The sequence below is a fragment of the Pseudoalteromonas sp. Angola-4 genome (genome assembly GCF_028599265.1).
Lineage (GTDB): Bacteria > Pseudomonadota > Gammaproteobacteria > Enterobacterales > Alteromonadaceae > Pseudoalteromonas > Pseudoalteromonas atlantica.
Genome location: NZ_JAQREK010000012.1, coordinates 1 through 12,438, shown reverse-complemented (window position 1 = coordinate 12,438; position 12,438 = coordinate 1). Strand labels below are relative to the sequence as shown.

Genomic DNA, 12,438 nt, shown 5'->3' with positions numbered 1-12,438 from the left:
ACCTAGAGTCCGTTAATTATTAGGAAATTTGTAATGTCTGTAACTAAAGACCAAATCCTTGACGCAATTGCTGAAATGTCAGTAATGGACGTTGTTGCTCTTGTTGAAGCAATGGAAGAAAAATTCGGCGTAACTGCTGCAGCTGCTATGGTAGCAGGTCCTGCTGCTGAAGCTGCTGAAGAGAAAACTGAATTTGACGTAATCCTTACTGGCGCTGGCGCTAACAAGGTTGCGGCAATCAAAGCTGTACGTAGCGCAACAGGCCTAGGCCTTAAAGAAGCGAAAGCTCTTGTTGAAGCTGCTCCTGCACCTATCAAAGAAGGTGTATCTAAAGAAGAAGCTGAAGCACTTCAAAAAGACCTTACTGAAGCTGGTGCTGAAGTTGAGGTTAAGTAATCTAGCTCACGCTAGGTTCGCTGCCTGAGTAATCAGGCAAGGGCTGGTGATTATTTAATCACCGGCCTTTTTGCGCTATAGAGTTATGTATTCCTATAGCTCAAATAAAATCTGATTTTCTCTTTACTTTCAACGCTTTATAGTTTGCTAGTGTTGCTAAGGCGGAGTTAATTAGAACAACAATTAAATGTTGTAAATCTTGGCATAGATGCCAGTTAAGTCTGTTCTTACAAGAACAGGTCGGGTCAAAGATCAGCAAGCTGAGGAACCCCATGGCTTACTCTTATTCTGAAAAGAAACGTATCCGTAAGGATTTTGGTAAACGTCCACAAGTTTTGGATATACCTTTCTTACTGTCGACACAGTTAGAATCGTTTAAAAAATTCTTAGTCCCAGACGCTGATGGCGATCATGGTTTGGAAGCAGCCTTCCGTTCTGTGTTCCCTATTAAAAGCTACTCGGGAAATTCTGAGCTTCAATACGTAAGTTATCGTATTGGTGAGCCAGTATTCGATGTAAAAGAATGTCAAATTCGCGGTGTGACTTATTCTGCTCCACTTCGCGTGAAACTGCGTCTTGTAGTTATGGACAAAGAAGCTCCAGGCACAGTTAAAGACATTAAAGAGCAAGAAGTTTACATGGGCGAAATTCCGCTCATGACTGATACCGGTACTTTTGTAATCAATGGTACAGAGCGTGTTATCGTTTCTCAGCTACACCGTAGCCCTGGTGTATTCTTTGATAACGACCGCGGTAAAACCCATTCATCGGGTAAAGTATTATATAACGCACGCGTTATACCTTACCGTGGTTCATGGTTAGACTTCGAATTTGATGCAAAAGATAACTTATATGTACGTATAGACCGTCGTCGTAAATTACCGGCGTCTATTATTTTACGTGCACTTGAGTACTCTAGCGAAGAAATCTTAGATATGTTCTTCGATACTACCGCGTTTGAAGTAACTGACGGTAAAGTTCTTATGGAACTTGTGCCTTCACGTTTACGTGGTGAAACTGCCGCTTTTGATATCAAAGGCGAAGACGGTGAAGTACTTGTTGAAAGCGGTCGTCGTATTACGGCTCGCCACATCAAGAGCATCGAGAAAAAAGGCATTAATCAATTAGAAGTACCACATGAGTACATCATTGGCCGTATTGTAGCTAAAAACTATGTTGATGAGTCAACAGGTGAAGTTATTGCAAACGCTAATGACGAGCTATCACTAGAGTTGATGGCTGAATTGGTTAAAGCAGGTCACACTAAAATTGAGACGTTATACATCAATGAAGTGGACAGCGGCGCTTACATGTCAAATACATTAAATATTGACTCGTCTAGCAACCGTTTAGAAGCATTAGTAGAAATTTACCGCATGATGCGCCCAGGCGAGCCACCGACGAAAGACGCGGCTGAAGCCTTATTCGAGAACTTATTCTTCTCTGAAGAACGTTATGACTTATCTACTGTAGGTCGTATGAAGTTCAATAGCCGTGTTGGTTACGATACAGACACAGGCCCTGGCACATTAAGCAAAGAAGACATCGTGTCTGTTATGAAAGTATTAATTGCTATTCGTAACGGTCAAGGCGATGTTGATGATATTGACCACTTAGGCAACCGTCGTATACGTAGTGTTGGCGAAATGGCTGAGAACCAATTCCGTGTTGGTCTAGTACGTGTAGAACGTGCTGTACGTGAGCGTTTAAGCTTAGGTGACCTTGACGCGATAATGCCACAAGATCTTATTAACGCTAAGCCTATTTCGGCAGCGGTTAAAGAGTTCTTCGGCTCGTCTCAGTTATCACAGTTTATGGACCAAAATAACCCACTATCAGAAGTAACGCATAAGCGTCGTATTTCTGCATTAGGTCCGGGCGGTCTAACACGTGAGCGCGCTGGCTTTGAAGTACGTGACGTTCACGTAACTCACTATGGTCGCGTATGTCCAATCGAGACTCCTGAGGGTCCAAACATCGGTCTAATTAACTCGTTATCTACGTACGCACGTACAAATGATTACGGTTTCTTAGAAACACCTTACCGTAAAGTGGTAGATGGTGTAGTAACTGATGAAGTTGATTATTTATCAGCCATTGAAGAAGGTCAGTTTGTTATCGCACAGGCGAACTCAAACTTAACTGAAACCAATGAGTTTGTTGATGAACTTATTCCGTGTCGTCACAAAGGTGAATCTACCTTTATGGGTCGCATGGACCAGCAATATATGGATGTATCACCACAACAGGTGATCTCTGTAGCGGCAGCACTTATCCCGTTCCTAGAACACGATGATGCTAACCGTGCATTGATGGGTTCAAACATGCAACGTCAAGCAGTACCAACATTGAAAGCGGATAAGCCGTTAGTAGGTACAGGTATTGAGTTAACACTAGCGAAAGATTCTGGTGTAACGATTGTTGCTAAACGTGGTGGTGAAGTAATGTACGCCGATGCTAGCCGCATCGTTGTAAACGTACATGACGATGAGCGTATTCCTGGTGAAGCGGGCATCGACATTTACAACCTTACTAAATACACACGTTCTAACCAAAATACATGTATTAACCAAAAACCAACGTGCATGGTTGGTGAACCGGTTACTCGTGGTGACGTGCTAGCAGATGGTCCTTCGACTGACTTAGGTGACTTAGCCCTTGGTCAAAACCTTCGCGTGGCATTCATGCCATGGAACGGTTATAACTTCGAGGATTCAATCTTACTATCAGAGCGCGTAGTTGAAGAAGATCGTCTAACGACTATCCACATTCAAGAACTACAGTGTGTTGCCCGTGATACTAAATTAGGTCCTGAAGAGATCACTGCAGATATCCCGAATGTGGGTGAGTCTGCGCTAGGCAAGCTTGATGAATCAGGCGTTGTTTATATTGGTGCTGAAGTTAAAGGCGGCGATATCCTAGTAGGTAAAGTGACACCGAAAGGCGAGACGCAATTAACACCTGAAGAGAAGCTACTGCGTGCTATCTTCGGCGAAAAAGCGTCTGACGTTAAAGACAGCTCTTTACGTGTACCAAACTCTGTAACTGGTACTGTAATTGACGTACAAGTTTTCACCCGTGATGGTGTTGAAAAAGATAAGCGTGCGTTAGAAGTTGAAGACATGCAGCTTCGCGAAGCGAAGAAAGACTTCAACGAAGAGTTCCGTATTCTAGAAGCCGGTGTATTAGACCGTGCTCGCAAGCTACTTGCTGCAGCAGGCTTCGATGAAGACAACTTAGCGTCACTAAATGCTGAAAAGCTACTTACTCAAAGCCTTGCACAAGAAGACAAGCAAGCTGAACTTGAGCAACTAGCTGCACAGTACGATGAGCTTAAAGCTGAATACGATAAGAAGTTTGAAAACAAACGTCGTAAAATTACTCAAGGTGATGACTTAGCACCAGGCGTACTTAAGATTGTTAAAGTATACCTAGCTGTTAAACGTCGTATCCAACCGGGTGATAAAATGGCGGGTCGTCACGGTAACAAAGGTGTTATCTCGACTATCGTACCAGTAGAAGATATGCCATACGATGATAAAGGTCGTACGGTAGATATCGTACTAAATCCACTAGGTGTACCATCACGAATGAACATCGGTCAGATCCTTGAAACACATATGGGTCTAGCTGCACGTGGTATTGGTGAGCGCTTAGAGGAAATGATGAAGGAACAACGTGAGCTACATGAGCTACGTGAATTCATCAAGCAAGCTTATGAAATCGGTGAATCTCGTCAAGAAGTAGATATTGCTAGCTTCTCTGATGATGAAATTCGTCGTTTAGCTGATAACTTAAAAGGTGGTTTACCAATCGCTACTCCTGCATTTGATGGCGCGAAAGAAGACGAAATCAAAGACATGCTAGAGCTTGGTGGATACCCAAGAAGTGGTCAGGTTACACTCTATGATGGCCGTACTGGCGATCAGTTTGAACGTCAAGTAACTGTTGGTTACATGTACATGCTTAAACTTAACCACTTGGTTGACGATAAGATGCACGCACGTTCTACTGGTTCTTATAGCCTTGTTACTCAGCAGCCGCTGGGTGGTAAAGCACAGTTCGGTGGCCAGCGTTTTGGTGAGATGGAAGTATGGGCACTTGAAGCTTACGGTGCTGCTTACACTCTACAAGAAATGCTAACAGTGAAATCGGATGACGTGAACGGTCGTACTAAGATGTATAAAAACATCGTTGATGGTAACCATAAAATGGAACCAGGTATGCCAGAATCGTTCAACGTATTGTTGAAAGAAATCCGCTCACTGGGTATCAACATCGAGTTGGAAGAAAATTAAGCCAATTAGATGCTGCAGTTAACCCTGCAGCATCTGTTACGGCTGAATAGAATGTAGGGGCGAGATTATCCGCCCTCAAGATTAACTCCGACAGGAGAGCTAAGGTGAAAGACTTACTTAAGTTTCTGAAGCAACAAAATAAGACCGAAGAATTCGATGCAATTCGCATTGGTCTTGCTTCACCAGACATGGTTCGTTCATGGTCATACGGTGAAGTAAAGAAACCTGAGACTATTAACTACCGTACTTTCAAGCCTGAGCGCGATGGCTTATTCTGTGCCCGTATTTTCGGCCCAGTGAAAGATTATGAGTGTTTATGTGGTAAATATAAACGCCTTAAACACCGTGGTGTGATCTGTGAGAAGTGTGGCGTTGAAGTTACACTTACAAAAGTGCGTCGTGATCGTATGGGTCATATCGACCTTGCGAGCCCAGTAGCACATATATGGTTTTTAAAATCATTACCGTCTCGTATTGGCTTAATGCTTGATATGACACTTCGTGATATTGAACGTGTTCTTTACTTCGAATCATTCGTAGTAACTGAGCCTGGTATGACAACGCTTGAGCGTGGTCAACTATTAGGTGAAGAAGAATACCTAGATGCACTTGAAGAGCACGGTGATGAGTTTGAAGCTAAGATGGGTGCAGAAGCAGTATTAGACTTGCTTCGTGAACTTGATCTTGGCCAATTAATTGCAGAAATGCGCGAAGAGTTACCAACAATTAACTCTGAGACTAAGCGTAAAAAGATCACTAAGCGTCTTAAGTTAATGGAATCGTTCCACCAATCAGGCAATAACCCTGAGTGGATGATCATGACAGTACTTCCAGTATTGCCACCTGACTTACGTCCATTAGTACCACTAGACGGTGGTCGTTTTGCGACATCTGATCTAAACGACCTTTACCGTCGTGTTATTAACCGTAATAACCGTCTTAAGCGTCTATTAGATTTAGCTGCACCAGATATTATCGTACGCAACGAAAAACGTATGTTACAAGAAGCGGTAGATGCGCTACTTGATAACGGTCGTCGTGGTCGTGCAATTACAGGTTCTAACAAGCGTCCGCTTAAATCTCTTGCTGATATGATCAAGGGTAAGCAAGGTCGTTTCCGTCAGAACTTACTTGGTAAGCGTGTAGATTACTCTGGCCGTTCTGTAATCACGGTTGGTCCTACACTTAAGCTTCACCAATGTGGTCTTCCTAAGAAGATGGCACTTGAGCTATTCAAACCATTCATCTATGGCAAATTAGAGCGTCGCGGCATGGCTACGACAATCAAAGCTGCTAAGAAAATGGTAGAACGCGAAGTAGCGGAAGTATGGGATGTACTAGACGAAGTAATTCGTGAACATCCAGTATTACTTAACCGTGCACCTACACTTCACCGTTTAGGTATCCAAGCGTTCGAACCTGTACTAATTGAAGGTAAAGCAATCCATTTACACCCATTAGTATGTGCGGCTTACAACGCCGACTTCGATGGTGACCAAATGGCGGTACACGTACCGTTAACGCTTGAAGCTCAGTTAGAAGCTCGTGCACTAATGATGTCTACTAACAACATTCTATCTCCAGCGAATGGTGAGCCAATCATCGTTCCTTCACAGGATGTTGTATTAGGTCTTTACTACATGACGCGCGATCGCATTAATGCGAAAGGCGAAGGCATTGTATTTAAAGATCCTAAAGAAGCAGAAAAAGCATACCGTAGTGGTAACGCAGAACTTCACGCGCGCGTTAAAGTGCGTATTAGTCAGTCAATCACTAACGAAGCAGGTGTTGTTGAAGACACTGTAACGCTTATCGACACCACTGTTGGTCGTGCAATTCTGTCTCTAATTTTACCTAAAGGCATGCCGTTTGAGTCAATCAACCAAGCATTAGGTAAAAAGCAGATTTCTGGCTTATTAAACGAGTGTTACCGTCGTCTAGGTCTTAAAGACACTGTTGTGTTTGCTGACCAAGTTATGTACACCGGTTTCCACTACGCAATGAAGTCAGGTGTTTCAATTGGTATCGATGACTTAGTTATCCCACCAGTTAAAGCATCAATCATTGAATCAGCTGAAGCTGAAGTAACTGAAATCAACCAACAATTCCAATCAGGTCTTGTAACGGCTGGTGAAAAGTACAATAAAGTTATCGATATCTGGTCACGTGTAAATGAAAACTTATCACGTGAAATGATGGCCAACTTGTCTAAAGACACGGTTATCAATGCCAAAGGTGAAGAAGAAGAGCAACCGTCATTTAACTCAGTGTTTATGATGGCCGACTCAGGTGCTCGTGGTAGTGCCGCTCAGATCCGTCAGCTAGCAGGTATGCGTGGTCTAATGGCACGTCCAGATGGTTCAATCATCGAGACGCCAATCACGGCTAACTTCCGTGAAGGTCTAAACGTACTACAGTACTTCATCTCAACGCACGGTGCGCGTAAAGGTCTTGCCGATACAGCACTTAAAACAGCTAACTCAGGTTACCTAACGCGTCGTCTAGTAGACGTTGCACAAGATTTGGTGATCAATGAAGACGACTGTGGCACAGAAGATGGCTTAACAATGAAACCGCTTATTGAAGGTGGTGACGTTGTAGAAGCACTTCGCGAACGTGTACTAGGTCGTGTTGTAGCTGAGCCTGTGGTTATCCCTAATACAGATACTGTATTAGTAGAACGTAATATCATGCTTGATGAAAAACTGTGTGACCTTTTAGAAGAGCACTCAGTAGATGAAGTTCGCGTACGTTCTGTTATCACCTGTGATAACGACTTTGGTGTATGTGCTAAGTGTTATGGTCGTGACCTTGCACGTGGTCATATCATCAACGCGGGTGAATCAGTAGGTGTTATCGCGGCACAATCAATCGGTGAGCCGGGTACACAGCTTACGATGCGTACATTCCACATCGGTGGTGCGGCATCAAGAGCATCAGCTGAAAACAATGTACAAGTTAAAACTGACGGTACGTTAAAACTACATAACGCTAAGTATGTACTTAATACCGACGGTAAGATTGTAATTACTTCACGTTCAACTGAAATCACTATCATTGATAGCTTCGGTCGTGAAAAAGAGCGTTATAAAGTACCTTACGGTGCGGTACTAACAGTACAAGACAATGCAGAAGTTCAAGGTAACGACATAGTTGCTACTTGGGACCCGCATAGTCACCCAATCGTTCTTGAGCATAAGTCAAAAATCTCGTTCAGCGATGTTGATGACTCAAATACGGAAGCACAAACTGATGAACTAACCGGCTTAACCCGTGTAGTTGTTAAAGACCTTGCTAAAGTAAATGCGAAAGAGCCTAAGCTTATCATCGAAAGTGAAGAGCGCGGCTTGCAAGAAACACGTCTTCCTTCATTCACTACGATTGAAGTGACAGATGGCGTTACAGCAAACCCAGGTGACGTACTTGCACGTATTCCGCAAGAAGGTTCGAAAACTCGTGATATCACGGGTGGTCTACCACGCGTAGCCGACTTATTTGAAGCACGTAAGCCAAAAGATCCAGCTATCTTAGCTGAAATCACAGGTACTATTAGCTTCGGTAAAGAGACTAAAGGTAAGAAACGTTTAGTTATTACACCAGCTGAAGGCGATCATTACGAAGAGATGATTCCTAAGTGGCGTCAACTTAACGTGTTTGAAGGTGAGCAAGTGTCTAAAGGTGAAGTTATCGCCGATGGCCCTGAATCACCACATGACATCTTACGCCTACGTGGTGTGACTCATGTTGCTAACTACATTGTTAACGAAGTGCAAGAGGTTTACCGTTTGCAGGGCGTTAAGATCAATGATAAGCACATTGAAACAATTATTCGTCAGATGCTACGTAAATGTACCATCCTTGACGGCGGTGATACTGAGTTCTTAGCGGGTGAGCAAATTGAAGTAGCTCGCGTTAATATCGCTAATCGTGACCTTGAAAAACAAGGTAAAATCCCAGCGAAGTTTGAAATACAACTTATGGGTATCACGAAAGCATCACTAGCAACCGAATCTTTCATCTCGGCAGCGTCTTTCCAAGAAACAACACGTGTTCTTACAGATGCCGCAGTGAATGGTAAGAGCGATGAGCTTCGCGGTCTGAAAGAAAACGTAATTGTGGGTCGTCTGATCCCAGCCGGTACTGGCTTTGCGTATCACCAAGACCGTATGGCTCGCCGCAAGCAGGGTGAAGTTGTTGAAGAGCAAACAGTAAGTGCAGAAGAGGCAACTCAAGCACTAACAGATGCTCTGAACGCAGATTTATCTGGAAATCAATAAACTCTTATTAATCAACAGATTAATAAATCGTAAGACAGTTATCTACTGTCTTACGATGAGTTTAGGTTGACAGGTTAAACTTTGCTCATTAAAATTCCGCCACCCATTTACTTGCATGTATGTTACAAGCTTGTAAAAAGGGCGGATTTTTTTATTTTTTTCAGTAGTAATTTTAATTTCAGGAGCTATTTAAATGGCAACTATTAACCAGCTAGTGCGTAAGCCACGTCGTAGCAAGGTTACTAAAAGTAACTCAGCTGCGCTTAAAGCGTGTCCGCAAAAGCGTGGTGTATGTACTCGCGTATATACAACTACACCTAAGAAACCAAACTCAGCGTTACGTAAAGTAGCTCGTGTACGTTTAACTAACGGTTTCGAAGTAACATCATACATCGGTGGTGAAGGTCATAACCTTCAAGAGCACAGTGTAATCCTAATCCGTGGTGGTCGTGTTAAAGATTTACCAGGTGTGCGTTTTCACACTGTACGTGGTGCACTTGACTGTGCAGGCGTTAGCGACCGTCGTCAAGCTCGTTCTAAATACGGTGCAAAACGCCCTAAAGGCTAATTGTTTTCCGTTAGTAAGGCCAAGCACTAAATATTATTAATTATTGTTTTGGGTGATTGTTCCAAAAGGACAAACCTGAATAAACCGGAGATACAAAATGCCTAGAAGACGCGTAATAGGTCAACGTAAAATTCTTCCAGATCCTAAGTTCGGATCGGAACTTCTTGCTAAATTCGTTAACATCGTAATGTTAGACGGCAAGAAATCTACTGCTGAAAAAATTGTTTATGGTGCGCTAGACGTGGCTGCTGAGAAATCAGGCAAGTCGCACCTAGAAATCTTTGAATCTGCACTTGATAACATCCGTCCACAGGTAGAGGTTAAATCTCGCCGTGTTGGTGGTTCAACTTATCAAGTTCCAGTTGAAGTACGTCCAGTACGTCGCAACGCATTAGGTATGCGTTGGTTAGTAGACGCTGCACGTAAGCGTGGCGAAAAATCTATGGGCTTACGTTTAGCTCAAGAAATCGTTGACGCTGCTGACAACAAAGGCACTGCGGTTAAGAAACGTGAAGACGTTCACCGTATGGCTGAAGCGAATAAAGCATTCGCACATTACCGTTGGTAATCTGTCCTTAACCTTTAAGAGGATCATATGGCACGTACAACTCCACTTGAGCGCTACCGTAATATCGGCATAGTAGCTCACGTAGATGCAGGCAAAACCACCACAACAGAACGTGTTCTGTTCTACACAGGTCTTTCTCATAAGATCGGTGAAGTACATGATGGCGCCGCAACTATGGATTGGATGGAGCAGGAACAAGAGCGTGGTATCACAATCACTTCTGCTGCAACAACGTGTTTCTGGAAAGGGATGGACGCGCAATTTGACGACCATCGTATCAATATTATTGATACTCCAGGACACGTAGATTTCACTATCGAAGTAGAGCGTTCTTTACGTGTACTTGATGGTGCGGTAGTTGTTCTTTGTGCTTCATCAGGTGTACAGCCGCAAACTGAGACAGTTTGGCGCCAAGCGAACAAATACGAAGTTCCAAGAATGATCTTCGTAAATAAAATGGATCGCACCGGCGCTGACTTCTTAACGGTTGTTGACCAGGTGAAATCTCGTCTTGGAGCAACGCCTGTTCCAATCCAGTTGCCAATTGGCGCTGAAGACGACTTTAAAGGTGTTATTGACCTTATAAAAATGAAAGCCATTAACTGGAACGAAGCGGACCAGGGTATGACTTTCTCTTATGAGGCAATACCGGCAGAACTTCAAGAGCTCGCTCAAGAATGGCACTCTCATTTAGTTGAAAGTGCAGCTGAAGCCTCTGAAGAGCTAATGGATAAGTACTTAGAAGGTGAAGAGTTAAGTGAAGCAGAGATTAAATCTGCCTTACGTCAACGCACATTAGCGAACGAAATTGTTCCCATTACGTGTGGTAGTGCATTTAAAAACAAAGGCGTTCAAGCTGTGCTTGATGGCGTTGTTGAATACATGCCTGCACCAACACAAGTGAAACAAATCCAAGGTATCCTAGAAAATGGAACTGAGGAAGAACGTCCAGCTGATGATAAAGCGCCGTTTGCTGCACTTGCATTTAAAATTGCAACAGACCCGTTTGTTGGCACTTTAACCTTTTTCCGTGTTTACTCTGGTACTGTTAAACAGGGTGACGCGGTTTATAACCCAGTTAAAAGTAAGCGTGAGCGATTTGGTCGTATCGTACAGATGCATTCAAACTCACGTGAAGAGATCAAAGAAGTTCACGCAGGCGATATTGCGGCAGCTATTGGTCTTAAAGACGTAACAACAGGTGAGACACTGTGTGATCCGAACTCTATCATTACGCTAGAGCGTATGGAGTTCCCAGAGCCAGTTATCTCTGTTGCGGTTGAGCCTCGCACAATCGCTGACCAAGATAAGATGGGTATTGCACTAGGTAAACTAGCCGCAGAAGATCCGTCTTTTCGTGTACAAACTGACGAAGAATCAGGCCAGACTATAATCTCTGGTATGGGTGAACTTCACCTTGATATCATTGTCGACCGTATGAAACGTGAATTCAGTGTTGAATGTAACGTTGGTAAGCCGCAGGTTGCATACCGAGAAGCTATTCGTTCAACTGTTGAAGTTGAAGGGAAGTTTGTACGTCAATCAGGTGGTCGTGGTCAATATGGTCACGTCTGGGTTAAACTTGAACCGATGGATATTTCGGATGATGAAGCACCAATTTATGAGTTCGTTAACGAAACTGTAGGTGGTTCGGTTCCAAAAGAATTTATCCCTGCGGTAGACAAAGGTATCCAAGAGCAAATGTCTCAAGGTGTACTGGCAGGCTACCCATTACTTGGCGTTAAAGCGACTTTATATGATGGTTCATTCCATGATGTAGACTCGAATGAAATGGCATTTAAAATTGCAGGTTCAATGGCAATGAAAGCTGGGGCGCTTAAAGCTGACCCTGTACTTTTAGAGCCAATGATGAAGGTTGAAGTAATCACTCCTGACTCAAACATGGGTGATGTAGTTGGCGACTTAAACCGTCGTCGCGGCATAATCGAAGGCATGGAAGATGCAATAGGTGGACTTAAGCAAGTTAATGCTCAGGTTCCTCTTTCTGAAATGTTTGGTTATGCAACTGCTTTACGATCTGCAACACAGGGCCGTGCTTCTTACTCTATGGAGTTTTTGAAGTACGCTGAAGCCTCTAAAAATGTTGCAGATACAATAATTTCAGCTCGCGCTGTTATATGATTTTAGCTTGTCTGGCTCAATAGTGAGTCAGGCTTTAATTTCTTAATTAGGAATTTTTTAAGATGGCAAAAGAAAAGTTTGAACGCGTAAAACCGCACGTAAACGTTGGTACAATCGGCCACGTTGACCACGGTAAAACTACACTAACTGCAGCAATCACTAACGTACTTGCAAAAGTATACGGCGGTG

7 protein-coding genes are annotated in these 12,438 nt (G+C 43.4%); all 7 read left to right on the top strand.

What is annotated here, in order from left to right:
• The first annotated feature begins 33 nt into the window (after positions 1-33).
• Positions 34-396 carry a 50S ribosomal protein L7/L12 gene (gene rplL / locus PSH48_RS13845; RefSeq protein ID WP_004588208.1) on the top strand — a complete coding sequence of 121 codons (363 nt, stop codon included), beginning with the start codon at positions 34-36 and terminating at the stop codon, positions 394-396.
• A 272-nt stretch (positions 397-668) separates the two neighbouring features.
• The gene (gene rpoB / locus PSH48_RS13840; protein WP_004588209.1) at positions 669-4,694 is read left to right on the top strand and encodes a DNA-directed RNA polymerase subunit beta; all 4,026 of its coding nucleotides are present in this window, start codon (positions 669-671) and stop codon (positions 4,692-4,694) included.
• Between the two features lie 104 nt (positions 4,695-4,798).
• Positions 4,799-8,971: a DNA-directed RNA polymerase subunit beta' gene (rpoC, locus tag PSH48_RS13835; protein ID WP_054983402.1), complete on the top strand. Its 4,173-nt coding sequence runs from the start codon at positions 4,799-4,801 to the stop codon at positions 8,969-8,971.
• A gap of 193 nt (positions 8,972-9,164) precedes the next feature.
• Positions 9,165-9,539, top strand: coding sequence for a 30S ribosomal protein S12 (gene rpsL / locus PSH48_RS13830; RefSeq protein WP_002958885.1), 375 nt, complete (start codon positions 9,165-9,167; stop codon positions 9,537-9,539).
• Between the two features lie 97 nt (positions 9,540-9,636).
• Positions 9,637-10,107: a 30S ribosomal protein S7 gene (gene rpsG / locus PSH48_RS13825; protein WP_004588211.1), complete on the top strand. Its 471-nt coding sequence runs from the start codon at positions 9,637-9,639 to the stop codon at positions 10,105-10,107.
• A 27-nt stretch (positions 10,108-10,134) separates the two neighbouring features.
• Positions 10,135-12,249, top strand: coding sequence for an elongation factor G (gene fusA / locus PSH48_RS13820; protein ID WP_054983403.1), 2,115 nt, complete (start codon positions 10,135-10,137; stop codon positions 12,247-12,249).
• A 62-nt stretch (positions 12,250-12,311) separates the two neighbouring features.
• The coding region (locus PSH48_RS13815) for a GTP-binding protein (protein WP_033023824.1) at positions 12,312-12,438 on the top strand (127 nt) is incomplete at its 3' end.

Excerpts from the sequence above, each read along its gene's own strand:
- fusA (WP_054983403.1), top strand. The coding sequence starts at position 10,135 with ATGGCACGTACAACTCCACTTGAGCGCTACCGTAATATCGGCATAGTA.
- rplL (WP_004588208.1), top strand. The coding sequence starts at position 34 with ATGTCTGTAACTAAAGACCAAATCCTTGACGCAATTGCTGAAATGTCA.
- rpoB (WP_004588209.1), top strand. The coding sequence starts at position 669 with ATGGCTTACTCTTATTCTGAAAAGAAACGTATCCGTAAGGATTTTGGT.
- rpsL (WP_002958885.1), top strand. The coding sequence starts at position 9,165 with ATGGCAACTATTAACCAGCTAGTGCGTAAGCCACGTCGTAGCAAGGTT.
- rpsG (WP_004588211.1), top strand. The coding sequence starts at position 9,637 with ATGCCTAGAAGACGCGTAATAGGTCAACGTAAAATTCTTCCAGATCCT.